Below are 24,787 nucleotides of genomic sequence, written 5' to 3'. Positions count from 1 at the left end.
CGCCCCTCAAGCAAGCAGTTCGCTCGCGAGGACGATCACGCCGACGAAGCCGAAGACAACCCCGAGGGCCGGTTCCATCACTTCACTCGGAACGTATTTGCCGACGCGCGTCCCGACGGTGCCGCCGATCAGGACACCGGGGATCGACCACGCGACGACGTACCAGACGGGTGTCGCCGCGAGCGCGTGGACCGCCGCCCCGGCAAACGCGGCGACGGCGAGCACGAACACGCTCGTCGCGACCGCGACACGGGGCGGCAGCCGACACCGGACGATCAGTTGTGTGGTCGTGATTTCGGGGAGGCCGGCGCTGATGAGTCCGGTCACGAAACCGCCGACGGTCGCCAGTCCGACACCCGGTAGTCGCCAGCATTTCGCGTACGTGAACGTCTCGCCGTCTCTCGACCGGATCGTCGTCTCCCCACGACCCTCGTTTTTTCGCCGGAGAAATTGCCCCTCGCCCTCACCCGGGACACAGTCTTCGGGCGAATCGTGAAGCACGAGGAACGCCCCGAGTGCGAGCAGTCCGATCCCGAAAGCGAGTTTGAGAAGCGTCGTCGGGACGTAGTGCGCGGCGATGGCCCCCACGACGACCGCCGGGATAGCGCCGAGGAGGAGCCACTTGGCCGTCGCGTAATCGACGACCCGCTGTCGGACGTAGTTCAACAGGCCGTTGCCCATCCCGAACACTTCGGTCAGGAGGCCGGCACCGATCGCCTGCGACGGCGAGAGCCCCACGGCTAACATAAAAAACGGGCTGAAGAACAGCGCGCCCGAAACGCCCGATGCCAGCGCCACTCCGGAAAACAGGATCGACGCGGGAAACACCCACCAGTGGGCCAGAAACTGTTCGACCGGGAACCCCGCCAGAAGCGGCACCGACTGGAGGAGGACTGATGTGGGTTCGACCGTGGAGGCTACACTCGAAAGCGGGATACCGAGCATCCCCAGTAACGAGACGACGCTGACAACGCCCAAAGCGCGAGTTCCCGTCATCGCTCCGACGCACTGACCGCTCGCTCGTGGGTGCCGACCGGACCCCGCCAGCTACTTCCGTTCGCACAGCCGGTTCTCCATTGCCACGAATGAATCGTCGTTTCCATCGTATCCAGTAACCCGAAATCTTCGCCGTTCGTCGAACCGAAACCCCCGTCGTTCGTGGTCCGGATCGGGTGTCGATCGCTACGGTCTCGATCCGGGTGAGTCGACGGCCGCCGAACCCCGTTCGGGAGGATCGAAAGCAGCCGATGCTCGCTCGCTGCCGCATCGCACGCGGCGGCTATCACACCGCTCACGCGAGAATGCCGAGACCCAGGAACGCGCCCAGCACGACCCCGTAGACGACGTGGACCGTCCCGAACATCACCATCATCCCCTTGTCGGGTTCCATCCCGAGGACCATCCGCATCCAGAACATCATCCCGCCGATCATCAGGACGATCCCGTACACGATCCCGAGTCCGATCGCGACCCCGAGAGAACCGAGTGATAGTCCGAGCACCGGAACGCCGACTGCGAAGACGACGCCGGCGACGATGCCGTAGATCAGGTGTAACACCATCCCCGGCATCGCGTGATCCCCGGGCTCTCCACCCGCGACCTTCGCGACGAGGCCCGCGGTCGGCGGGGGGTCGTCGTCGCCCATCACCATCATCAAAGCAGTCATTGCGATCGTTGCCGCGAGCCCGCCCGCCAGACCGGCGATAACTGATGCCATCGTTCGACCGAACAGACGAGAGACGCGTATTAAGCCACGACGCGGGTGTTGTACTCGCTTGCACACTCGCGAAAAGACCCTTGTACACCGCTGCGGAGGTGGTGTATATGAGCACAGATGAAACTCACCACGAGTACGAGGTCGTCGTCGTCGGTGGCGGCCCAGCCGGGATGACGGCGGCACTGTACAGCACGCGACTCGGACACGATACGGCAGTCGTCAACCGCGGCGGCGGCCGCGCGGCGATGATGCAGGAGGTCCACAACCTTCTGGGCGTCAAAGAGGAGACGAGCGGGGCGGAGTTCCTCGGTATCGGTCAGGAACAGCTCGAGGCCTACGGCTGCGACATCCACCGCGATATGGTCACGTCCTGCTCGCGCGAGGACAGTGAGAAACTGCACCTCTCCGGCAACAGCGGAACCTACGCCGCCGACCGGGTCGTGCTGGCGACCGGGTTCAACGACGTCAGACCGGATCCGCCGTTGCCGCGTACCGGCCGCGGACTCCACTACTGTCTCCACTGTGACGCGCATATGTTCGTCGACGAGCCCGTGTACGTGATGGGCCACGCCGAGAGCGCCGCCCACGTCGCGGGGATTATGCTCAATTTCACCGACGAGGTCGATATACTCACGCGGGGCCACGACCCCGAGTGGAGCGCGGAAACCGCGGAGATGCTCGACGGCCACCCGATCAACGTCGTCGAGGAGGACGTCTCCGGCGTCCAGAACGGAGAGGACGGGTGGCTGAAAGCACTGGAGTTCGAGGACGGATCCGTCAGAGAGTACAAAGGCGGCTTCGCGATGTACGGCGCGGAGTACAACAACGGCCTCGCGCTGGAACTCGGCTGCGAGATCAACGACGACGGCTCGATCGTGGTCGACGACCACGGGCGGACATCGGTCGACGACGTCTACGCCGTCGGCGACTGCACGCCCGGCCACAACCAGGTCCCGATCGCACTCGGCCAGGGCGCGAAAGCCGGGATCGACGTCCACTTCCAACTCCGGGACTTCCCGCGTGATCCGGACCTCCTCGACGAACAGGGGCCGGTCCGTTCCGAGGAGGTGCCGGGACTTCCCGACGAACTCCTCGAGCAGGCCGTCGACTTCCACACCTACGGCGAATGAGAGTGTCGGGAAGTTCTCGAACTACTGGCGCAGTCGGAAGAGCCGCACTCAACGAATGAGATAATGGCCGAAGACGTCACCTACGCTCGGAAATATCAGGTTCTCACAGTACTGGCGACAGCCGAATTACTGGCGATGACGCTCTGGTTCAGCGTCTCGGCAGTCGGTCCGGAGTTGGCGGTGGCCTGGGGTCTCTCAGCGACCGAAACCGCGTGGCTCACCAACGCGGTCCAGCTCGGGTTCGTCGTCGGCGCGCTCCTCTCGGCGCTTTTCACCGTCTCCGACGTGATCAAGCCGCGCTACCTGTTTTCGGCTTCGGCAGTCGTGGGTTCGGCTGCGACGGTTATCATTGCGACGAGTGTCAGTTCCTTTCTCCCGGCAGTGGTCCTTCGGTTCCTGACCGGAGTGGCGCTCGCAGGGGTATATCCTCCCGGGATGAAGATTATGGCGGGTTGGTTCCGAGCCGGACGGGGGTTCGCAATCGGCGTATTGGTCGGTGCACTGACCGTCGGTTCCGCGATGCCTCACCTCCTGCGCGGCGTCGGTGGCGTCGGACAACCCACACCCGTTTTGCTCGGTGCTGCGGGCCTCGCTACGGTCGGTGCCGTGCTGGTCCTGTTCGTGGAACCCGGCCCGTATCAGGCACCGGCGGCCCCCTTCGATCCGGGTGCGATCCGTCGGATCGTCGGGGACCGGGCGACGACCCTCGCCAACATCGGCTACTTCGGCCATATGTGGGAACTGTACGCGGTCTGGGCCTGGATTCCGGTGTACCTCTCTTTGAGTTTCACCGCGAGCGGTGGCGAGACCGAAGCCTTCGCCGCGTTGGTGACCTTCGGGACTATCGCGATCGGCGGGATCGGTGCCGTTCTCGCAGGCATCAGCGCGGACCGGTTAGGTCGGACGACCGTCACCAGTGCCAGTATGGTCACGAGTGGCGGTGCCTGCCTGGCCGCCGGGTTCGTGTTCGGTGCCCCGACGATCGTGGTCGTCCCGTTCGTCCTCCTGTGGGGGTTCGCTATCGTCGCGGACTCCGCACAGTTCTCGGCTGCCGTCTCTGAACTCGCCGACGATTCGTACGTCGGGAGCGCACTCACGTTCCAGACCGCGATCGGCTTCCTGCTAACGCTGGGCTCGATTCAGTTGACGCCCCTCGTCGCGGATCTGATCGGGTGGCGGTGGGCGTTCGCCCCGCTTGCAATCGGCCCCGTGGTCGGCACGGCTGCGATGCTCAGACTGCGTGGCCGTCCCGAAGCTAAGTTACTCGCTGAGGGCCGGGGATGACGATCCTCTCGTAGGGATCGTTCCTACTGACCGTCGGGCCCCGACCGTTCCAGTTCGACCCAATCACCGTCCGAAAACGGGGAATTGTACGCGATATCGAGCCGGTGGAAGACGACGTTCGGGATCCCGATATCCGCGAGATACAGGTCGTTCTCGACGGCGTGGAGTCCCGTTTTCGGAAGTGCGAGCGTCACCGTACGGTCGGGCCTCGCTCTGATTCCGTGTGTGTCTCCCGTCGTCGCGTCCAGTCCGGACGGCACATCCAGCGACACGACGGGCTCCGATCGACTGTTCAGTGCCTCGATGTAGTCACTCGCCGGCGGGCGAACCTCGCCGGCGATCCCGTACCCGATGAGCGCGTCCACGACGACCGGAGACCAATCCGCGCCGGCGAGTTCCTCGGTCCCGGTCGTGATCGGGACGGACATCTCGTCGAGAATCCGTGCCTGGTGAGCCGCCGCACCTGTCAGTTCCGACGGCGCCCGATCAAGCACTACCCGGACAGCCACGCCGCGGTTCGCGAGGTGCCGCGCAGAGGCCATTCCGCCGCCGCCGTTGCCGCCGTTGCCGGCCGCGATGACAACACCGCCTGCATCGTCGCGGATGTCCCGGACGTGCCACGCGAGCGCTCGCCCGGCGTTCTCCATCATCTGCAGCAGCTCCAGCCCCACTTCCTCGACGGCGACGCGGTCGACCTCGCGCATCTCCGCGGCGGTGATCGCTGTGACGCCGTTGCCGTCCACAGTGCGGAATTCGGTCCGGGTCATACCTCCCTGTTGGGCGGTACTGACAAATATTTCGCAGTGAGTGGGAGGTAACCATCGGTCGCTGTGCGGGGCGTGGCTGAGAATTCTGTCTCCTGCAGCAGCACGGACGGTGTGCACGTTCAGGACGTTCTTCCTCGGGACGCTATCCCGAGCGTCGGCCCCATCGTTCGGCCCCGAGTACTTCGGCGACGATGACGACGACGTGATGGTCGTCAACGGCGACCCGCCGAGAGCGTCGATTCGAGCCATTCGACGATGGCGACCCTTTCGTCGGGCGGGTCCTGCGTGTCGACGCTCATAAAGGTCCCCAGAAACTGGAAAAGCTCCGTCTGGTCGTTCGCGAGCGAAGCCTCGAGATCGTCGGGAGGTGGCGGGATTGTCATCCTCGAGACAACATTGTCCTCAGGACGATCCCCGCTCCCACTCTTCGAGCGTGAACCGGTCGTACGCCACGGTCTTGACCCGACTCCACTCGGCTGTATCCCACTCGGGGAAGTAGGCGTCTCCCTCGTACTCGCCAGGGATTCGACTCAGAACCATCCGATCAACGGCCGGCTGAAAGAGTCCGTAGATGCCGGCACCGCCGATCACGTATCCTTCTTCGGCCCCGAGCGATTCGACGGTCGCGATCGCCTCCGCGACGCCGGAAGCAGGGTACGCCGTCTCAACATCGTACCCGGTTTCCGAGCGGCTCAACACGATCTGGGCCGTCCCGGGAAGGTCACCACGCATCGAGTCGAACGTCACCCGTCCCAAGATTACGGGCGAGTCGGCGATCCGGTTGCGGTACTGCCGTTTGTCCGTCGGAATGCTCGGCCAGGGGATCTCACCGTCTCGCCCGATGACGCCGTTTTCCGCCACGGCCGCGACGCTCGTCAGTTCGACGTCTGTCCCCGTCATTCGCAATCCAGTTCGCAGTCGTACGTTCGGCTGTAGATCCAGTATCCGTCCCCCGTCGGCGGCATCGGCGAGGCGTGGTCCATCGAGAGTTTCGGATCGTTGTCGCGGTCGAGCGTCTCGACGAAGTACCACTCGCCGTCCGGCTCGGAGATGTTGACCCGGTACTGCCACACGTAGATCCGTCCCGGATCCACGTACACCGCATATGAGTCCGGGATGACGTCGTTGCGGGTCGGTGTCGGCTCGGGAGTCGTTTCAATCGCCATAGTCCATCGTGGTGCCGTACGGATTAGGAGCTATCGCGCGATGCCCTCGGGGACGCACGCTGGCGATACTTTTATTTTGGAGCTTTCGTCACTGGCCGACTCCCGCGTATTCGACGCCTGTCAGCTCTGCGATGTCTTTTTTCCAGGTCGTCAGATCCTGCCGGTTGAATCCCGCGAGGCTGTCGTGGCCGCAGGCGCGAGCCAGCATCTTCATCAGTTCGACCGTGGCCTCGAAGAAGTTCTGGAGCCCCTCCGCCGCGGATTCGACGACGACCCGGCTTCTGAGATCCTCCCGCTGTGTCGCGATCCCGACGGGACAGTTGTTCGAGTCGCAGGCGCGCATCCCGAGACAGCCGATCGCCTGCATCGCCGAGTTGGCGACCGCGACGCCGTCTGCGCCGAGTGCCATCGCCTTGAGGAAGTCCGATTCCGTCCGGAGTCCGCCCGTCGCGATGAGCGTCACGTCCGACCGGCCGCGCGAATCGAGGTGACGGCGAGCGCGGGCCAGGGCGGCCATCGTCGGGACGGAGATGTTGTCCTTGAACACGTCCGGTGCCGCGCCGGTCCCGCCGCCGCGGCCGTCGAGAATGATGTAGTCCGCACCTGCCTCAAGTGCGAAGTCGATGTCCTCTTCGACGTGCTGGGCGGAGAGTTTGAACCCGATCGGGATGCCGCCGCCGACCTCGCGGACCCGCTCGGCCATCGCGGCGAAGTCCTCGGGCGTCCGCAACTCCTCGAACCGAGCAGGGCTAACCGCGTCAGTGCCCGGCTCGAGGCCGCGGACCTCGGCGATGCGACCCTGGACTTTCTCACCCGGCAGATGGCCGCCGGTTCCCGTCTTCGCCCCCTGTCCGGCTTTGAAGTGGAACGCCTGGACCCGTTCGACGAGGTCGAGCTCCCAGCCGAACTTCCCCGTCGCGTACTCGTAGAAGTACCGCGAGTTGGCCGTCTGCTCTTCGGGGAGCATCCCGCCTTCGCCTGAACAGACGCCCGTGCCCGCGCGATCGGCCCCCATCGAGATGGCGACTTTGGCCTCCTCGCTGAGCGCGCCGAAACTCATATCGCTGACGAAGATCGGAATCTCCAGTTCGAGTGGGTTCTCCGCGTTCGGGCCGACGACCAGTTCGGTGTCGACGGGTTCCTCGTCGGCGAGCGGCCGCCGCGCCAGTTGCGCCGTCAGGATCTGGAGGTCGTCCCAGCTCGGGAGTTCGCTGCGGGGAACGCCCATCGCCGAGACGCTGCCGTGCTCGCCGATCCCCTCGGGGCCCTTCTGTGCGAGTTTCTGGATGTAGTGGGTGTACGGTTCCGCCTCCTCGTCCGGCTCGCCGTAGAACTCCGGGTTTGCCGCGCTGTCGGCCTGGTCGGGTTCCTCGTACGGCTGGGGGTTGTCCTCGGCCCACTCCGCGACTTCCGCGGCATCCACGTACACGGCGTCGTCGGCCTCGTCGACCCAGGCCGTGAACGTCGCCAGGACCTCGGAGTTGTCGTACTCGCTGATCCCCGTGTCGACGCGGTAGTCCCAGCCGTGGACGCCGCAAATGAGGTTGTCGCCCTCGACGCGGCCGTCGCCGAGCAGCACGCCTCGGTGGAGACACCGGCCGTACAGGACGGACACCTCCTCGTCGTACCGGACGACGACGAGGTCGACGTCCGCAACGCGTACGTGTCTCGGCTCCCGGTCCGGCAGGTCGCTCCACGTCGCGACGCGTTCTGGCGACTGAGCGTCGGTCCGGCTCATTCGTCTCTCCCTCGCTTCGAGCGGAGTCGGGACTGACGCGCATTTCGTTTTCGTCCGCCTATTCGGTACTCCTCTTCGCAAAACACCGTACTCGATAGTCGGTATTGCCTGCGTTCGTGTCCTGAAACCATACTGTTCACTTCCTGCAGAGTTCCCAGAGGAATAGAACTGCTGGGCGTGTGTGTAACCGACACCCACGCTCGCTGTGGCGCTATATATTTGCCCCCCGAATGATCGGGTATGGCAGACGAATACCCGGACCGACAATCCCTCGCAGAGATCGAAGCGACGATCGGATCGATCAAAAAGATGCTCGCCGTCGGCGCCGTCTTCGCCGCCGTGGGGTATCTGTTGATCGGTGCCGCGCTGTTCTTCGAGCTGACGTCGTTCCATCCGCTCTTGGAGAATTTCTTCGCGTCGTTCCCCGACACGAGTCTCGCGGGTGGCAGTGGTGGAACGCGCGGCGGCGCCGTCAACGCGACGCTTGCGGCGATCCACAAGTGGCCCTCGACGCTCCTGTGGCTCAAACTCGGCGGCGTCGGCCACATCCTCGTCGGCATCTTCATCGCCCTCGGTGCCATCGTCCGCGCACTGAGCGTGATGCCCCACCGGCTGAGCTACGAGATGGAGCGGGCACAAGAGTGATTCCCGAACGCGTTCAGAGCCGAGAGCAGTACCGCGACGGTCGATAGAAGAGTCTCGCCGCGGGAACACCCTCGATCCCCATCCTCGAATCCAGACTCACACGGGATCGGAATCGGTCAGGATCTCGACCAGTGCGGGGCCCTCGTACTCGATCGCACTTTCGAGCGCGTCGTCGAGGTCGGCGCTGTCCTCGACCCGGACACCGTACCCGCCGCAGTTCTCGGCGAAGGCGGCGAAATCCGGGTTCACGAGATCGGTCTGCCAGACGTCCCACCCGCCGGTCCGCTGCTCCTTGCTGATCTTCCCGAGCTCGTCGTCGTTGAGCAGGACGTGCGTGAGATCCATCTCGTATTTGACGGCGGTCGTGAACTCGCTCAGGTACTGGCCGAACCCGCCGTCGCTTGAGACCGAAACGACGGGACACCCCGTGAACCGCGACTCGGCTTCCTGCGTGGCCGCCCACGCGCCGAGCGCCGCCGGGAAGGCGAAGCCGATCGACCCGAGGTATCCCGACATGAGAACGGACTGTCCCTCCGGCTCGAAGTACCGGCCGAACGCGTAGGTGTTGTTGCCGACGTCGACGGGGATGATCGCGTCGTCGGGGACGATCCGACTCATCGCCTCGAAGGCGGTCGCGTAGTTGATCCCGCGCTCGGGCGGTTCCGCCCGGCGCGTCGACTTCTCCTCGCGCCAGATTTCCCACCGTTCTGCGAGCTCCTCCCGCTGGCTCTCGGCCGCGAGGTCGTCGTCGAGACGCGCGTCCAGTTCGTCGACCGTGACGCCGATCTCGCCCCACACCGGCACGTCGACGCTGTGGAACTTCCCGAGCGTCATCGCATCGAAGTCGACGTGGATGATCGGTTTGTACTCGGCGATGCCCGTGTGGTTCGAGAAGCTCGCCCCGAAGACCGCGAGGAGATCCGACTCGTTCATGAAGTGGCTCGCGATGGGCGTGCCGCTCCGGCCGAGAACACCGCCTGCGAGGGGGTGGGAGTCGGGGATCTGCCCTTTCGCCTTGAACGTCGTCAGCACCGGGCAGTCGAACCGCTCGGCGAGGTCGACGATGGCGTCCATCTCGAACCGGGCCCCGTGGCCGACGATGATGACAGGGCGTTCGGCGGCTTCGAGCAAGTCGACCGCGTCTCTGAGAGCGTCTTCGGGTGGAGAGATGTCGCGCTCGGTGATCCGGCCCTCCGGATCGCCAGCCTCGACATCCGCTGCGGACTGGGTCTGGATCTCGTCGGGGAAGATCAGATGGGAGACGCCGCGTTCGAGGATGGCCGTCTTCGCCGCCCGCGTCGCGAGTTCCGCGTGCTGGCTGTCCGGCAGCACCGTCGCCTCGAATTCGGCGACGTCCCCGTACGCGGCTTCGAGATCGACCTCCTGGAAGTTCCCCGTCCCGAGCACCTGCGAGTCGACCTGGCCGGTGAGAGCGATTGTCGGAGATCGATCGACGTTGGCGTCCCACAGTCCGGTGAGCATATTCGTCGCGCCGGGGCCGGCGATCGAAAAGCAGGCGGCGGGGCGACCGGTAAGCTTCCCGTAGGCCGACGCCGCGAACGCCCCGGCGCCTTCGTGGCGCACCCCGTAGTACGAAAGATTGCCCTGCGCGGCCTCCCGTCGGAGCGCATCCGCGAGACCGAGATTCGAGTGGCCGACGATGCCCCAGACCTGGCGGACACCCCAGTTTCGCAGCGTCTCGGCGATGACGTCCGAAACGGTTCGCTTGTGTGGCGTCTCCTCCGTGAATCCCACGTAGATGCCGTCCTCGCGTTCCTCGACCGGAAAGGTCTCGACACAGTCGTCGTGGGGGCCGGGCGTCTCGCCCGTGAGTGGATCGAAGTCCCAGCCGTGCCAGGGGCACCGGAGCTGTCCGGTCTCGATCGATCCCTCACCCAGCGGGCCGCCCTGGTGGGGGCAGTTGTTGTCGAGTGCGGCGTACTCGCCGTCGTAGTGTGTCACTGCGACCGTCGTTCCACCGCAGCTCACCGCTGTCACCCGTCCCTCGGGCAATTCGCCGTGTGAGAGCGCTTTGTACCACCGCAAGCCAGTTCCCGGATCGGTATCGGAGGTCATTCGTCCTACCGAACCGGCCCTATCCACCTAATTATAAGGTAACTAGGAGGTTACCGGGTGGCGGAGCGACGCGAAACTGCGGTTGCATCGGGTCACTCCGTTACCGCCAGGTTGCCGTGAGAATATATCCGTCGCCCACAAACAAAAAGATGGAATCGGCCATCGGCGACACGTGTTCCCCTCCCCCCACCGCTGGAGCCGATTCCGCCTCGACTTTTCGCAACAGTCGGCCTGTCGTGGAGGCTCGGCGGTTGTGGAGTACTCAGGTACCGACGTGTTTGCCAGTCTTCGCTCCCACGATCACATACTGTCGTGTAAGCGGCTGAACGACCGGTCGCGACGATAGCCCTCACCTCGGAAGCCGAAGAGGCGGCAGGTCAAGGTCCGATCCAGCGGGACTGTCCTGTCGGCGACCTCGCCGAACGGCCATCCCCGGGGCCCTCAGTTATCCCTGTTGGGCTCGGTTCGAGGTCACTGTTTCGAGAGATTCACAGCGGGTCGGTGACGAAGGCCACGGTCTCGCCCGTCTCAGTCGACCCCGTCGGGTTCCGCGAGGTGCTCGCGCCCCCAGTCCCGCATCGCGTCGATCACCGGTTCGAGCGACCGGCCGTGTTCGGTGAGCGAGTAGCGGACCCGGAAGGGCTTCTCGCTGATTACCTCCCGCGTGACCAGGTGGTTCTCCGAGAGGTCCTCCAGGCTGTCCGAGAGGACCTTGCTCGAAATCCCGTCGATGTCCTCCTTGAGTTCGTTGAATCCGCTGGGGCCGTGTTCGATGAGGCGGTGGATGATGACCGGGTGCCACTTCTTGCCGATGAGCGACGTCGTGGTCGTGACCGGACACCACTCCTCGCCGGCACACCAGACCTCCAGTTGCCCGACGCTGTCGGGTTGCTCTGTGCTCTCTACCATAGCCAGTGTCCTCCGTTCGTCGACATAATGGTCACGTATAGTAATCAAGTTGTATTATGTAATCTGATTCGGCTATTCAACGGAGATGCCACCTCCGGGAAATCGCGGGCGGAGTCGAGTGACACGTACTCGCGCGCATCGTGTCACACTGATCACTCCTCGACGGTCCGGGAGATATCGAGCGTGTACGATTCGAGCACGTCGCGGCCGAGGAGCACGGGGTAGTTCATTTCAGACCGATCGGTGAGGCTCGCGGTGACGGTCCGCCAAGTGCCGTTTATCCGCAACTGGACGTCGACGAGCGGGCGCGTTTCGGTGTCGCTCCCGGCTCCGGAACGGACTTCCGTCGTTCCAACTAGCGGCCCGGCGCCGACGTCCCCGGCGAGGTCGACGTCGATGCTGGTTCGGTCCGCTCCGGTGTCCGATTTCGCGATCACCGCCGCCGCGTCGTCCCGGCCAGTGATCCTGACTCGCGTCGTGTACCCCAGTAGGTCGTCGTCACTGTCACCCTCGTCCAGCGGCGGCTTACACTCTGGGACCGAGTCATCGAGCGTCGATTCGAGTTCCGTCACCCGTGAGTGATCCACCGTACCGCCGGCACGCTCTATGGCCAGCCGCGCGATATGGGGCGCCACGGAGACGCCCGTTGCTTTATAGAGTCCCCTGAATCCGGCCGTGGCGTTGACTTCGAGGATGTACCACTCGCCGTCGATCGGCATCAGGTCCACCCCCGCAATATCGAGACCGAGAACCGCCGTCGCTTCCATCGCGAGACGACCTGGTTCCGCGTCGAGTTCGTCGGTAATCCCCTCGACCTCGCCGCCGAGCGCCACGTTCGTCCGCCAGTCGCCCTCGGGAGCACGCCGTCGCATCGCGCCCACGATTTCGCCGTCGACGACGTACACCCGGACATCGGACGGGCGCTCGTCGCTCCCGGTCAGAAACTCCTGGACGAACGACTGCCTGTCGTCGATCCGTGGACTCACGGGATCACTCGGTTCCACGACCGACATCCCGTGCCCGTTGGTGCCGATGGTCCGCTTGTGTGCAGCGGTGTCGGGGATCCGCTCGGGCCACTCCTCGAACGTCCGCGGAGAGCGGCCGAAGTACGCGTCCGGAACAGGGAGGTCGGCCGCTGCGAGCGTCATCTCGGTCCGGTACTTGTGAAGGGCGTCGGCGACGACGCGGGACGGGTTCACGGCCGGCGCCGTCGACTCATAGAGCGCTGCCAGCTGGAGATCCTCGAACCGGTGGTCGCTCTTCGTGAGCAACAGCCGGTTGACGAGCACGTCGACGGCCGGTGACAGCCCGACGGTCCCGTTTTCGATCCACGACGTCACGTTCTCGTCGCGGATCCAGACCGGCTCGTGACCCAGCGCTCGGACGGCGTTCAGGATTGCCTTCGTCTCCTTGCTGTTGTGCGGGCTCAATACGCCGACCCGCTGTGTCCCGGACTCAGTCCGGGACTCGGCGCTCACAGAACGCGAAACGTCCGTCGTTCCCCCCGTACGCGGCGGGTTGGAAGCGGTAGTCATCGGAACGGGCGTCTTTACGGATTGACGGGCACGGAGGTTACCGGTTCTGGGGGTGTGCAAGACAGTTACAACCGCCCTATCGAACTATGTCTGCGGAGGACGTACGTGGGAACAGCGATGGCCACAGAGGAGGTCGAGGCGTTCACGTTCGACGGTGGACGGGTCGAGCCGGGAGAGACAGCGGAGTTCCGCTTTGCGGTGAGCGAGACGTATCTCGGTGATCCGGTCCGGATCCCGGTCACAGTCATCAACGGTTCTCGGGCCGGCCCGACGGTGTTCCTCTCGGCGGCGATCCACGGGGACGAACTCAACGGCATCGAGGTGGTGCGCGAGATCGCCCAAGAGTGGGAGCACGACGAAGTCTGCGGAACCATCGTCTGCCTGCCCGTCCTGAACGTGCAGGGGTTCACCACGCAACAGCGATACCTGCCGATCTACGAACGCGATCTCAACCGTGCCTTCCCCGGCAAAGCGGACAGCACGAGTTCGAACCGAATCGCCCACCGGATCTACCGCAACTTCATCGAACCCTGCGACCTCGGCCTCGATTTTCACACCTCCACGCGGGGGCGGACGAATATGTTCCACGTGCGCGCCGATATGGACAACGAGGAGACTGCCAGGCTTGCGCGAGCGTTTGGAACGAATCTCATCATCACTGGAGAGGGCTCCTCCGGAATGCTCCGTCGGGAGGCGACCGAAGATGGAATCCCCACAATCACCCTCGAGATGGGGGAGGCCCACCGCTTCGAGCGGGGGCTGATCGATCACGCCCTGGAGGGCGTTCGGAGCGTCTTCGCCGAGTACGGCATCTATCAGCAGGAGACGGTCCGCTGGCCAGGCTGGCGGACCATCGTCGAGGGCTGGAGCGAGAAGACGTGGCTCAGGGCGGACGCGGGCGGTATCGTCGAGATGCTGTACGAACGGGGTGATCTGGTCCACGAGGGCGAGACCATCTGTCGGATCACGAACCCGTTCAAGACGGACGAGACGGTCGTGGAGGCTCCTTTCACGGGACTGCTCGTCGGCGTGCTCGAAAATCCGGTGGTCTATCCCGGAAACCCGCTCTGTCACTTCATCAAAGTCGACGAACCACAGGAACGGATCATCGAGGACCGCACCGGGCGCCCGCACGTGGAGACGTCGTCGGGGGAGGAGTGAGCTTCTCCATTCGGTGCTCAGTTCGTAGTATACAGGCTACCAACAACGGTTAGAGCTGCCCTGATCGAGACGTAATATTTTATTGGTCGATTCATTCGGTACTGCCAATAGAGTACATCCGATGAGCACCCCACTCGAAGACTTTGGCTACCCGCTCGGGTTCGAGGTCACAGACTGGACATCGCCGTTATTGGACGCACCCGAACCGCGCCTCGGACAGTCACAGCAGACGCTCGTCCGCTCGCTCTCGGGGATGCAGAAGGAGGCGCTCGTGACCGATTCCGTCTCCGGGACCACGTGGCGCCTCGTCAGCGACGAGGGTGAATACCTCGACGGCGACGACATCGCGCCCGCGCCACTCGCGTTTATGACGACCGGGACGGTGAGTTCCTTCGCGACAGAACTCCTGGCGCTGGCTGAGGACCGCGGGATCGAGATCAACGACGTCACGCTTGTACAGGACAACTACTACACGATGAACGGATCGGCGCTCCGCGGGACGATGACGGGCGGCGCGCTCCCGGTCGAGTTGTCGGTCGACCTCGACGCCGATGCCTCTGCCGACACACTCTGTGATCTCGCGGAGACGGCGACGCGGACGTCGCCGGTCAACGGCCTCGTAACCGACGTCCGCGAGAGTACGTTCGAGCTGTCTCTGAACGGCTCAGCCGTGCCGGTGGAGGGGGATGGAACGGCAACGGCGACCTCCGTCGACGATCCAAAGGCAGTCTTCGACGATCTGGCATACGAGGCAGCGGAACAGGATCGACCGATCATCCATCGGACCGGTCGGACGACGGACCCGCTCCCGGACGCCGAAGAGAAGTACACGAGCGGCAGCGGATCGAGTCTCCGAGAAGACCAAGACCGCGTGCTCCACATCCGCGGCGTCTGCACCATCGGCGACGAAGGCGCCAAAACCGTCGAGGTCGAACTGTACAGTCCGATCGGCACGGTCTTCGAGTTACGGTCCGACGAACCGGCGAGCCACGGCGGGCGCGGTCGAGCCCCCCCGGTGATGACCTACGTTGCCGCGGGGCTGGGATTCTGCTTTATGACGCAGATCGGCCGCTACGCGGACATCGTCGACAGAGATCTCGACGCGTACCGGATCGTCCAGGACACTCACTTCTCGCTCGGAGCGAGAGAACGCCGAGAGGAACCCGGCGCAGCCGAACCAGTCGAAACGGCTGTGTTCCTCGACGCCGACGAATCCGAATCGTCCGCGTACGACATCCTCGATATGTCCGAACAGACGTGCTTCCTCCACGCACTCTGCCGGAGTGATCTCGAGGCCCCGAACGTCGAGGTCACGACGAACTGACTCTCTCGCTCTCCGGTCTCGTTCCCGTGAACGGTTGGGGATGTTGCATACTCGACACCCGACTACTGTCCCCCTCGGTGTGGAAAGTCGTGAAATCGGTTCGGAGGGGTTTCTCAGCGGGACGGAATCAGCGCCCCGAGGGCCTCTTCGATCTCCATCCAGTCGGGCTGTCGGCTCGGATCGTCCGTGCTCCAGGCGAAGCGAACCGTCCCCTCCGTGTCGATGAGGAAGACCGCGCGCTTTGCGACCCGTTTGTGGCCCTTGAACTCCTCGTAGAGGACATCGTATGCTTCTGCGACGCTTCCGTCTCCGTCCGAGAGCAGCGCGTAATCTAACCCTTGCTCTTCTGCAAACGCCCGATGACTGAACGATCCGTCGGTGGAGACCCCGAAAACTGTCACCGACTCCTCGAGACCGAACCACTCGACGTCGTGCAAGTCACACAGATTTTCCGTGCATTTGGGATGGAAATCGAACACGTAGAAGTTCAGGAAAACCGGACCGCCCCGAAGCGCGTCCGATAGCCGATACACCGACGGGTCCCCACCGTCCGCACCCACCCTCAGCCCCGGAAGGGCAAACTCGGGTGCCGCAGCTCCCTGGTCGATCATCCTTCGACTCGGAGCCTGCCCTGGTTTCGCGGGTCGATACAGCTGTCCGATGCCCTGACGCTCTTATGTTTCATACTCGGTCGTGAGTGGGATACACGTCGTATTAATGCTCTTTCGGGTGTGCAAAGCGTACCCAACGCCGCCCAGACTCGAACGGCCTCGGTCCTGTCCAATCGCCGTCCTACCGTGTGTCGGACGTCCTAGACCGCATCCTCACTGGAAGCGGTCGGGAGTTCGACGACGAAGACCGTTCCTGGGCCTCCAGCGGCGTCTTCGAACGCCGCGGCCGGTCCGTCTTGAACCCGCACGTCGCCGCCGAACCGTTCGATCACGGTCTCGACGAGGAACAGCCCGAGACCGGTCCCCTTGCTGTCGATGCCTTTCTCACCCTTGTCGAAAACCGAGTCCTTCCGTGCGTCGGGGATACCAGGACCGTTGTCGGTAATTCTGACGGCAACGTGACCGTCGCGCTCGGATGCAGATATCGCGACCTTCGGGAGCCTCTCGTCGTTGTGTTGAACGGCGTTCTCGATCAGGTTGCGAAAGGCGGAATTCAGCATTTCGTTCGCGGCGACGTCCACGGCGGGGAGCGGCTCCTCGACGGTGATCTGTGCCTCGGAGTGCGACGATCGACAGTTCTCGATTTCGGCTTCGAGCGTCTCTCGGAGATCCACTGGCTGTCGGTCCCCGTCCTCGCTGAGCATCACCGCAGACAGTTCTCGCGCCGTCCTCGTCAGGCCGACCGCGTGGGCAGCACTTTCGAGTACTGTCTCTAGATACTCGGCCGCATCACTCGCCTCCTCGACGTGATCAGCGAGCATCTCGCCGTAGGCGGTCACCAACTGGAGGTCGTTCCTGATATCGTGCCGCAACATCTGGTTCAGGACATCGAGGTTGTCCCGCTGTTCGGTGAGTTCCTGTTCGAGTTGCTTCTGTTCCGTTATCTCGGTACTCACCGCGACGAAGGCTCCGAGTTCGCCGGCGTCGTCCCATATCGGCGCGATCGTCTGGTCGGCGTAGTACTCGCTGCCGTCTGCCCGTTCGTTGACGATTTCGCTCTGCCAGACCTCCCCCGAGAGGAGCGTCTCCCACAGATCCGCGAAGAACGCTTCGTCGTGAGTGCCCGAGTCCAGAATGTGGGGCGTCCGCCCGATGGCCTCCTCGGCCGCGAATCCAGTCTGCCGCTCGAAGGCCGCGTTGACGTACTCGATCCTCCCGTCCGTGTCGGTGATGAAGACGGCGTGGGCGGCCTGCTGCACCGCCTTTTTGAACCGCCGCAACGCCCGTTGTCGTTCTTGTCGATCGCTTACGTCCCGGGCAACGCTGAGCAGCGCTGGATCGCCCCGGTACCGCGTTTTTGAGGTGCTGATCTCGACGGGGATCTTGCGGTCCGCAGCGGTCACAAGCGTCGTCTCGAACGTCACCGACTCCTCCTGTTTGACCCGCTCGACCAACGTGTCGTACCGTCCGGCGTCGTCCCGCGACGACAACTCACGCGGCGAGAAATCCAACAGTTCCGCTTCCGAGTACCCGAGACGCGTGACGGCAGCCTCGTTGACGTATCGCATCGTGCCGTCCGCGTCGTGGAGAAACACGAGGTCGTTCAGGCTATCGAGGATTCCCTCGAGTTCCGCGAAGGTCCGCTCTGCTTCCCGTTTTCGCTTCCGACGCTCGGTCACGTCCCGGAGCATCGCGACCATCCGTGTCGGCTCACCGTCAGTCTCACCTTCCGGGAGCACAGCTCCGGAGATCTCTGTCGAGACCACCTGCCCGGATTTCGTGACACAGTCGAGATCGTCCGTCCAACCGGAGCCGTTCTCGTACACCTGCGACAGAAACTCCGCTCTGATACGGTCCATCTCCCCCGGATGCAGGTCGGCGGGATCCAGCGACAGAAGCTCTTCGCGGGAGTATCCGAGCATCTCGCAGGCGGCCGGGTTGGCGTCGACGAACGCTTCGCTCTCGAAGTCGACGATCAGCACGGCGTCGTTGCTGTGACGGAAGATCTTCTCGTACCGCTGGGCACGCAGCGCCGAGTCGGAAGTGCCGTCCGAATCGGACCCGGAAACGGTCATACGACAGGTAGGTGTGCCGGTTCTGTTTAAAACCGCCGCGGGCAGGCAACCGAGGGACACAGACGCCCGGTTCAGGGGATGCCGAGTCCGCCAGTCACCAATCGGACCCCGACGACCGTCAACAGCCCGAGGACGGCGAACCGCCGCGTCCGCTCGGAGATGCCGCTCCTGAGCCGTTTGCCGACGGCGACGCCCGCGACTGCCGGCAGCGCGGCCGCAAGCGACGCGGCGGCGACCGTCGAACTCGGGTAGAGCCCCAGTACGCCCGCGACAACCACGCGAATGCCGTTCAGGCCGAGGAACACAAGCGCGACGACCCCGACGAAGAGACCGTGGGAGAGGTCGAAGCTCCGGAGGTACGCGATCAGCTGGACGCCGACGTTGGTGCCGCCGAAAAGCAGCCCCGACGCGGTGCCGACGCCGACCATCCCCGCTCGCGATCTGCCGAGATCGCTGTTGCCAACCACCGTCCACGCTGGCAGCGGGATCCGCCGCTGTGCGCTCAGGACGAACGCCAGTGTGAGGGCGCCGAGTCCGACGCGAAGCGGCGCTTCCGGGATCCGGTCGAGCACTGCCATTCCGACCACTGTCCCGACGAGTGCCGCCCCGATCAGCGGCCAGAACCGCCGGCTACACGTCCGCAGCTCCCGGCGGGAGAGATCGCTCACGAGAGAGAGGTTGACTGCGAAGATCGGGACGATCATAAACACGACCGCCGTTGCTGGATCGATCATCGTCGCCAGCGCCATCGTACCGACGACGGCGAACCCGAAGCCGGCGACCCCGTTGGTTGCGCCGGCGACGAGCACGACGGCTGTCACGATTGCGATCGTCGTCGGTGTGGCCGCCAGGATCATAGTGTACGACTTCGATAGATTCGGGGGTGCAAAACAGTGTGTGGGGTGCCGCTCCGCCGGAGAAGTTTCAGAAGGTGAGGACTTCGTAGCCTTCGTCGACAAGCGAGCGGATGCTCGGGTGGCCGTCGTGGTCGTCGAGGGTCACCAGCCCGGAGTCGGCGACCGCGTCCGCGACGCCGAAGGCGCCCGAACAGTAGTCACAGACGGCGCTGTCGTCGCGGACAGTCTGGTAGAGTCCGTGGAGGTCGTGGTCCTCGTCTTCGAGTTCCGGAATCCACTCCGTGCCCGCGCCGTCGAATATGACTTCGACGTCGTCGCCGTCCGTCTCGGCGAACTCTTTGGCGGCTTCGAGTCCGTTGACGATGCGACCGAGATTTTCGTGTCCCTCTGTGCCTGCCAGAATGATGACTGCTGCCTTCGCCATTACATACCCACCGACGGTCCCTGCGGGTATATGACGTTGGCAGGCGTGCGACGGACCTGTCTCCGCGACCAAGATTTAAATAAGGGAAGGGGTATCCGAGCATCAGGAAGGCCAGCAGATCCGAAACGGAAGCCGTCACGTGAGCCGAGGCAATTTGGGATCGGCGACGTCCGTTCGCGCTACCTCAATGGGAGTGCTCGTGTCCGCCGCGGGTGAACTGCCCCGAGAAGCCACGCTGGACGACCTCCGACAGTGCGGGGTGGATGTGGACCGACTCTCTGATGTCCTGTACCGTTCCCGACCCGGCCTTCATTGCGACGACGACCTCCTGAATCAGGTCAGAGGCCTCCGGCCCGATGATATGACAGCCGAGGATAGTCCCGTCGAGGTCGATGATCGCCTTCAGGAACCCGTCGGCGTGCATCGCGCTGCCGCGGGCCGTCCGGTCGTACTCGTACGTCCGGGTGGCATACTCGGTGCCGGCCGTGCGAAGTTCTCCCTCGGTCGCACCCACACCGGCGACCTCGGGGGAGGCGAACACCGCAAAGGGCATCGCAGTGTAATCGACCGGCGAGAGTTCCTCGCCGAAGAGGTTCCGGGCGACCGCCTGCGCCTCGTGGTTGGCGCTGTGTTTGAGGAGGTACTCCCCGACGATGTCGCCCAGCGCCCACACGCCCTCGGCGGTCGTCCGCAGGTACTCGTCGGTCTCGACGAACCCGCGGTCGTCGGTGTCGACGCCCGCGGCCTCGACGTTCAGCAGGTCGGTGTTCGGCGTCCGTCCGGCGGCGACCAGGAGTGCATCGCCAGTGACCGTGACGGCCTCCTCGTCGACCACGCCACCGTCCTCACCGTACTCGTAGGGCTTGGCTTCGACCGTCACCGAGCCGTCCGATTCCGAGACCGCGGTGGCCGCGTGGCCGGTGTGGACGGTGAAGCGCTCGGCGTACCGCTCCGTGAACGCCTCGGCGACCTCCCCGTCGGCGGTCGGCAGGAGATTCGGCCGCCGGCCGACGATGGTCACGTCGCTGCCGAACGTCCCGAAAAAGTGCCCCAGTTCGGCCGCGATGTACCCACCACCGACGACGACGAGATGGTCCGGCGGCGTCTCCAACTGGAGCGCTTCGGTGCTCGTCAGGTAGTCGACGTCGTCGATGCCCTCGATCGGCGGAATCGACGGTCGGGTTCCCGCAGCGACGAGGATCGTTTCGGCGCGCACGCGTGCTCCCTCGTCGGCGCCGTCGACGATTTCGACTGTCCGGCTGCCCGAGGGATCTCCCCCCTCGCCGGCGACGAACCGCCCTTCACCCTCATAGAGGGTATGTTGCGACGACGAGCGGAGTCCTCGGCGAATCGCGTCCGAATCCTCCGAAACGTCCTCGTTGACCTCGCGGACGATATCCGCGAACGCGACGTCCGTCACCTCGGCCTCGATGTTGAACTCGCCTGCGCGTTCGATCGTCTCCAGGACGTCCGCGTGGTAGAGTAACTGCTTCGAGGGGATACAGCCCCGGTTGAGACACGTGCCGCCGAGCGTCCCCTTCTCGACGATGGCCACCGACTGCCCGCGGTTCGCGGCGTTCGCGACGTCGAGCCCGGAACCGGAGCCGATCACCAGGAAGTCAACTTCGTCCATAGGGTACCCTCGGGGCCCTTGTGTAAGAATCATCCGCGGGCGTGCAACCCCGAACCCGACCGGCATCGAACGGTTGGGCTGATCGATCCAGTCCGGGGAGGCGTTCCCGCCCCTGGTCCTGCCAAGCGGACGCGTAGGGCCGTCGCGCCCATCCACAGACCGACTGGCGTCTTTCGTCGCTCGAATGAGTTACCGTGTCAAAGGCGAACCCGCCGACCTACTTGTTTTCGAGCGCGTCGAGAACACACGCGGTGGCGATCACCGCCTCCTTCGGGACCTCGCTGGCGTCGTCGATGGTGACAGTATAGGCGTCTCGGAGTGAGAACTTCCCCTCGATGTCGCCGACGTGATCGCCCTCGGCGTCGAAGATCTCGTATTTGTTCGGGACGAGATTCGCGACGGAGATCAGATGCCGAAGCGCCGCCAGCAGTTTGTTTTTCGATCGGATGGTCGCCAGCACCGCTCCCGAGTCGGGATCCCGAACCGTCCAGTTTTCCACGAAGAGCGAGAAATCCTCGTCGAGAACGACGACCTCCTCGCCGGTCCCCGCGTCGATGATCGCGTAGTTCCCGGCGATGTCGAGAATCCCACCGGCCTTCACGGTAAACGCGTCTTCGCCGTCGCCGTTGACAAAGGGGAACTCTTCTTTCATCTTGAAGAGCTTCTGCTTTCCGCGCAGGGCGACGTCGCCGGCGCTGTCTCGGACGACGTACTTGTTCCGGATCATCGACTGCTTGACTTCGTAGCGGTCGTCGTCCAGATCGATGGTGGAGATGTTGTAGGGCTGTGCCGATGACGGAGTTGAGGAGGGCTCGGGCATAGATAGCCAAATGGACTACGGTCGAAATAAGCTTTTCACTCGGTCTTTGACGAGTTTTTCCCCGTTGCTATCGCTAGAAGAGTTGCATAGAACCACAAATCACACTTGGAAAATATGTACTGGTATATGATATTTTTGCGATATCGGCAACGGTCCGGACTCGCAATTTCACGGGAAATATTCTCCCCTGCCAACGGTTAGCGTCTTTGTTGCTGACACGTCGTAGGTCTCGCCGTGTGAAGTTCGGATTCCTGAACCACTCGTATTTCGATCGCGTCGGTATTCAGCAAACAAAGTGGATAAAAGCCGAGATATCACCATCAATTTCCAAATATATAACGTGAATGTATAGTGTGATTATCTTACTTTCTTAGAGCTACCGTTGGTTCAAGCAGCTACCTGGCGGGAGTGGACCGAGTTCTTCCAGGGACATTCAAATGCAGTCTGTTGATGGGGTTACGAATCTGCCCCATATCCGTACCGTCCAACCGGGAGAAACGCGCTACAAAGCAGTTTTACGAGATGCTTGCAAACTCGGGAGACGAGATGGCGCCGAACATTCGTGTCGATCATATCGGTATCGCAGTCGAATCAGTCGCGTCCGCCGAGCCAGTCCTGACCGCCCTGGGCTGTGAGAAAATCATCGACGACACCGTCGAAGACCGCTTCCGCTGGGTCTACTACTTGGTGGGCGACGCATCAAGAATCGAACTCATCGAACCGCTCGCCGAAGACTCGTTTCTGACGGAGTATCTAGAGCGGCACGGACCCGGACTCCATCACGTCACACTCGAAGTCGCTGATATCGACGAGGTCATCGGATCGCTCGATAGCGCGGGCATCGAGACGATAGACCGCCGATCCTACGACGAGTGGACCGAGGCGTTCGTCTCGCCCCGGAACGAGACTGGCGTCCTGTTCCAGCTGATGGAGTACACAGACGCGTTCACCGACGGCCGCGACTTCGACGAGGAGTCGTTCTTTATGAATGGAGTGCGGTTGAGCACCGAAGAGTAGCGCCGGAATCCGTGTGCTGTGTCCACAGGGTACATTAATTTAGTTGCAGTCAGCGTGGCATAGTAATAGGATGGTAAACCTTATCGAAAGTTTAAAATCGATTGTTAATCAGTACACGAACAGCAGCGTGGGAAGGCAACGATTAGCAAAACCACCCCGTCGGAGGTGGTTGCTTACGGCCGCCGCTCGGGTCGCGGAAGCCCTCTCGGCGGACGACCCGCTTGCTTCCCACACCGTAACTCACGGCTGATCACCTATGCACCGACCACTACTCACGACGGACTTTCTGGATCGCGCAGTCGAACTGTTCGGCGACGACACCGGCGTCATCGCCGAAGACGGGACCGAATACACGTACAACGAGGTAGGCGAACGCGTCGACCGGCTCTCGGATGCGCTCTCGAAGTGGGGCGTCGAGAAGGGCGACCGCGTCGCGCTGCTGTCCCCGAATTCGCATTACTTCATCGAGACGCTGTACGCGACGATGCAACTCGGGGCGCTTTTCGTCCCGCTGAACTTTCGGCTACAGCCGGACGAGTACGACTACCTCATCGACGACTGCGCTCCGGACGTCGTCGTCGCCGATTACGACTACGCGGGGAAACTCGAACACCTCCGTGACGAGAGCGACGTCGACGAGTGGGTCGTGTACGACGCCGACCGCTACGACGGCGAGACCGGGGACTGGCACGACTACGAGTCCGTGCTGAGCGATGCCGACCCCGACGCGGTCGAACGGCCCGACATTAGCGAAGACGACGACGCGACGATTCTCTACACCAGCGGCACGACGGGTGATCCGAAGGGCGTCGTCCACACCCATCGCATCCAGCACTACCACGCGATGGTCCACTCTCACCACGTCGAGTTCGAGGACGACGACACGCTGCTTTGGACGTCGCCGATGTTCCACATCAACGGCTGGGGGCACATCTACGGCCTCACGGGAATCGGCGGCAGACACGTCATTCAGCGGCAGTTCGACCCCGCGACGGTGTTCGAGCGGATCAACGAGTACGACGTCTCCTACCTCGGCGGCGCGCCGACTGTCCTGAATATGCTCTTGGAATACTACGAGGACGCGGACGTCCCCTCGACGGGCGAGAAAGACGTCCGCGTCGAGACGGCCGCGAGCCCGCCGCCGAAGAAGACGATCAGGCGTACGGAAGACGAACTCGACTGGCGGATCATCCACGCCTACGGCGCCACCGAGACCGGTCCGATCGTCACCACCAGCAACTCCCGGCGCAAGATCGACCAGGGGGACAAATACGACATCATCAACAAACCCGGCTTCGCGACGCTCAACACCGAGATCAAGGTCGTCGACGAGGACGGCGACGTCGTCCCGACGGACGATCAAACGAAAGGTGAGGTCGTCGTCCGCGGCAACCAGGTGCTGGACCGCTACTGGAACAAACCCCAGAAGACCGAGCAGGCCTTCAACGACCGCATCGACGGCTGGTTCCACACCGGCGATATCGCCACCTGGGACGAGAACCACATGCTCACCATCGTCGACCGGAAGAAAGACATCATCATCTCCGGGGGCGAGAACATCTCCAGCATCGAGGTACAGGACACGATCTACGACCACCCGGAGGTGAAGGTGGCCGCCGTCATCGGCGTCCCACACGAGAAGTGGGGCGAGACGCCGAAAGCGCTCGTCGTCAAACGCGAGGGATCAGACCTCACCGAAGACGAACTAATCGAGTTCTGTCGCGACCGACTCGCCCACTACAAATGTCCCACGAGCGTCGAGTTCCGCGAGGACCTCCCGCAGACCTCGACCGGGAAGATCCAGAAGTTCGAACTTCGCGAGGAACACTGGGACGACGCCGAACGCGACGTGAACTGACCGGAGGGAGGCAGCCGTTCGACGATTTTTCGAAGGACCT

At 63.6% G+C, this 24,787-nt stretch carries 23 protein-coding genes; 7 read left to right on the top strand and 16 right to left on the bottom strand.

Annotated elements, in window-relative coordinates:
• Positions 1-6: 6 nt before the first annotated feature.
• Positions 7-996, bottom strand: a complete 990-nt coding sequence (locus RJT37_RS10915) for a sulfite exporter TauE/SafE family protein (RefSeq protein WP_313684367.1) — start codon at positions 994-996, stop codon at positions 7-9.
• Positions 997-1,291: 295 nt separating this feature from the next.
• Complete coding sequence (locus RJT37_RS10910) at positions 1,292-1,717, bottom strand: hypothetical protein (protein WP_313684365.1); 426 nt, start codon at positions 1,715-1,717, stop codon at positions 1,292-1,294.
• A gap of 107 nt (positions 1,718-1,824) precedes the next feature.
• Between RJT37_RS10910 and RJT37_RS10905 the strand changes: the two genes are divergently transcribed.
• Together RJT37_RS10905 and RJT37_RS10900 are read left to right on the top strand one after the other, a co-directional pair.
• Positions 1,825-2,847, top strand: coding sequence for an NAD(P)/FAD-dependent oxidoreductase (locus RJT37_RS10905; RefSeq protein WP_313684363.1), 1,023 nt, complete (start codon positions 1,825-1,827; stop codon positions 2,845-2,847).
• Positions 2,848-2,910: 63 nt separating this feature from the next.
• Entirely contained in the window at positions 2,911-4,131 is a 1,221-nt protein-coding gene (locus RJT37_RS10900) for an MFS transporter (RefSeq protein ID WP_313684361.1), read from the top strand.
• Between the two features lie 23 nt (positions 4,132-4,154).
• On the opposite strand, the gene RJT37_RS10895 is transcribed toward RJT37_RS10900, so the two are convergent.
• The 5 genes from RJT37_RS10895 to RJT37_RS10875 form a co-directional block, all read right to left on the bottom strand.
• Positions 4,155-4,898 carry an NAD(P)H-hydrate epimerase gene (locus RJT37_RS10895; RefSeq protein ID WP_313684359.1) on the bottom strand — a complete coding sequence of 248 codons (744 nt, stop codon included), beginning with the start codon at positions 4,896-4,898 and terminating at the stop codon, positions 4,155-4,157.
• Positions 4,899-5,110: 212 nt separating this feature from the next.
• Positions 5,111-5,281, bottom strand: a complete 171-nt coding sequence (locus tag RJT37_RS10890; protein ID WP_313684358.1) for a hypothetical protein — start codon at positions 5,279-5,281, stop codon at positions 5,111-5,113.
• Positions 5,282-5,300: 19 nt separating this feature from the next.
• Positions 5,301-5,798: a dihydrofolate reductase gene (locus RJT37_RS10885; protein WP_313684356.1), complete on the bottom strand. Its 498-nt coding sequence runs from the start codon at positions 5,796-5,798 to the stop codon at positions 5,301-5,303.
• A complete protein-coding gene (locus RJT37_RS10880) occupies positions 5,795-6,064 on the bottom strand; it encodes a hypothetical protein (protein ID WP_313684355.1) in 270 nt (89 codons plus the stop codon). The genes RJT37_RS10885 and RJT37_RS10880 overlap by 4 nt, the downstream gene beginning before the upstream one ends.
• Positions 6,065-6,152: 88 nt before the next feature.
• Positions 6,153-7,802, bottom strand: coding sequence for a glutamate synthase-related protein (locus RJT37_RS10875; protein WP_313684353.1), 1,650 nt, complete (start codon positions 7,800-7,802; stop codon positions 6,153-6,155).
• A gap of 240 nt (positions 7,803-8,042) precedes the next feature.
• Here RJT37_RS10875 and RJT37_RS10870 point away from each other — a divergent pair, with 240 nt between their 5' ends.
• The gene (locus RJT37_RS10870) at positions 8,043-8,447 is read left to right on the top strand and encodes a hypothetical protein (RefSeq protein WP_313684351.1); all 405 of its coding nucleotides are present in this window, start codon (positions 8,043-8,045) and stop codon (positions 8,445-8,447) included.
• A 96-nt stretch (positions 8,448-8,543) separates the two neighbouring features.
• On the opposite strand, the gene RJT37_RS10865 is transcribed toward RJT37_RS10870, so the two are convergent.
• The 3 genes from RJT37_RS10865 to RJT37_RS10855 all read right to left on the bottom strand — a co-directional run bounded on the left by RJT37_RS10865 (position 8,544) and on the right by RJT37_RS10855 (position 12,910).
• Positions 8,544-10,523: a thiamine pyrophosphate-binding protein gene (locus tag RJT37_RS10865; protein ID WP_313684349.1), complete on the bottom strand. Its 1,980-nt coding sequence runs from the start codon at positions 10,521-10,523 to the stop codon at positions 8,544-8,546.
• Positions 10,524-11,051: 528 nt separating this feature from the next.
• The gene (locus RJT37_RS10860; RefSeq protein ID WP_313684347.1) at positions 11,052-11,432 is read right to left on the bottom strand and encodes a winged helix-turn-helix transcriptional regulator; all 381 of its coding nucleotides are present in this window, start codon (positions 11,430-11,432) and stop codon (positions 11,052-11,054) included.
• Positions 11,433-11,584: 152 nt separating this feature from the next.
• Positions 11,585-12,910, bottom strand: coding sequence for a putative ATP-dependent zinc protease (locus tag RJT37_RS10855; RefSeq protein ID WP_313684346.1), 1,326 nt, complete (start codon positions 12,908-12,910; stop codon positions 11,585-11,587).
• Between the two features lie 174 nt (positions 12,911-13,084).
• On the opposite strand from RJT37_RS10855, the gene RJT37_RS10850 reads away from it, so the two are divergent.
• Positions 13,085-14,128: a succinylglutamate desuccinylase/aspartoacylase family protein gene (locus RJT37_RS10850; RefSeq protein ID WP_313684344.1), complete on the top strand. Its 1,044-nt coding sequence runs from the start codon at positions 13,085-13,087 to the stop codon at positions 14,126-14,128.
• Between the two features lie 121 nt (positions 14,129-14,249).
• A complete protein-coding gene (locus RJT37_RS10845) occupies positions 14,250-15,452 on the top strand; it encodes a hypothetical protein (RefSeq protein ID WP_313684343.1) in 1,203 nt (400 codons plus the stop codon).
• 113 nt (positions 15,453-15,565) lie between these two features.
• On the opposite strand, the gene RJT37_RS10840 is transcribed toward RJT37_RS10845, so the two are convergent.
• The 6 genes from RJT37_RS10840 to RJT37_RS10815 all read right to left on the bottom strand — a co-directional run bounded on the left by RJT37_RS10840 (position 15,566) and on the right by RJT37_RS10815 (position 21,872).
• Entirely contained in the window at positions 15,566-16,063 is a 498-nt protein-coding gene (locus tag RJT37_RS10840; RefSeq protein ID WP_313684340.1) for a redoxin domain-containing protein, read from the bottom strand.
• Between the two features lie 200 nt (positions 16,064-16,263).
• Positions 16,264-18,138, bottom strand: coding sequence for a PAS domain-containing sensor histidine kinase (locus tag RJT37_RS10835; RefSeq protein ID WP_313684338.1), 1,875 nt, complete (start codon positions 18,136-18,138; stop codon positions 16,264-16,266).
• Positions 18,139-18,209: 71 nt separating this feature from the next.
• A complete protein-coding gene (locus RJT37_RS10830) occupies positions 18,210-18,995 on the bottom strand; it encodes a sulfite exporter TauE/SafE family protein (protein ID WP_313684337.1) in 786 nt (261 codons plus the stop codon).
• Between the two features lie 67 nt (positions 18,996-19,062).
• Complete coding sequence (locus RJT37_RS10825; RefSeq protein WP_313684335.1) at positions 19,063-19,419, bottom strand: hypothetical protein; 357 nt, start codon at positions 19,417-19,419, stop codon at positions 19,063-19,065.
• 184 nt (positions 19,420-19,603) lie between these two features.
• Positions 19,604-21,052, bottom strand: a complete 1,449-nt coding sequence (locus RJT37_RS10820) for a dihydrolipoyl dehydrogenase (protein ID WP_313684333.1) — start codon at positions 21,050-21,052, stop codon at positions 19,604-19,606.
• 217 nt (positions 21,053-21,269) lie between these two features.
• Positions 21,270-21,872, bottom strand: coding sequence for an LURP-one-related/scramblase family protein (locus tag RJT37_RS10815; RefSeq protein ID WP_313684331.1), 603 nt, complete (start codon positions 21,870-21,872; stop codon positions 21,270-21,272).
• Positions 21,873-22,418: 546 nt separating this feature from the next.
• Between RJT37_RS10815 and RJT37_RS10810 the strand changes: the two genes are divergently transcribed.
• Both RJT37_RS10810 and RJT37_RS10805 read left to right on the top strand, forming a co-directional pair.
• Positions 22,419-22,889, top strand: coding sequence for a VOC family protein (locus RJT37_RS10810; protein WP_313684330.1), 471 nt, complete (start codon positions 22,419-22,421; stop codon positions 22,887-22,889).
• A gap of 256 nt (positions 22,890-23,145) precedes the next feature.
• Positions 23,146-24,747: a long-chain-fatty-acid--CoA ligase gene (locus tag RJT37_RS10805; protein ID WP_313684328.1), complete on the top strand. Its 1,602-nt coding sequence runs from the start codon at positions 23,146-23,148 to the stop codon at positions 24,745-24,747.
• Positions 24,748-24,787: the final 40 nt, after the last annotated feature.

Source organism: Halobellus marinus, assembly GCF_032113415.1.
Classification (GTDB): Archaea; Halobacteriota; Halobacteria; order Halobacteriales; family Haloferacaceae; genus Haloquadratum; species Haloquadratum marinus.
This window is presented reverse-complemented; position numbering and strand designations above follow the sequence as displayed.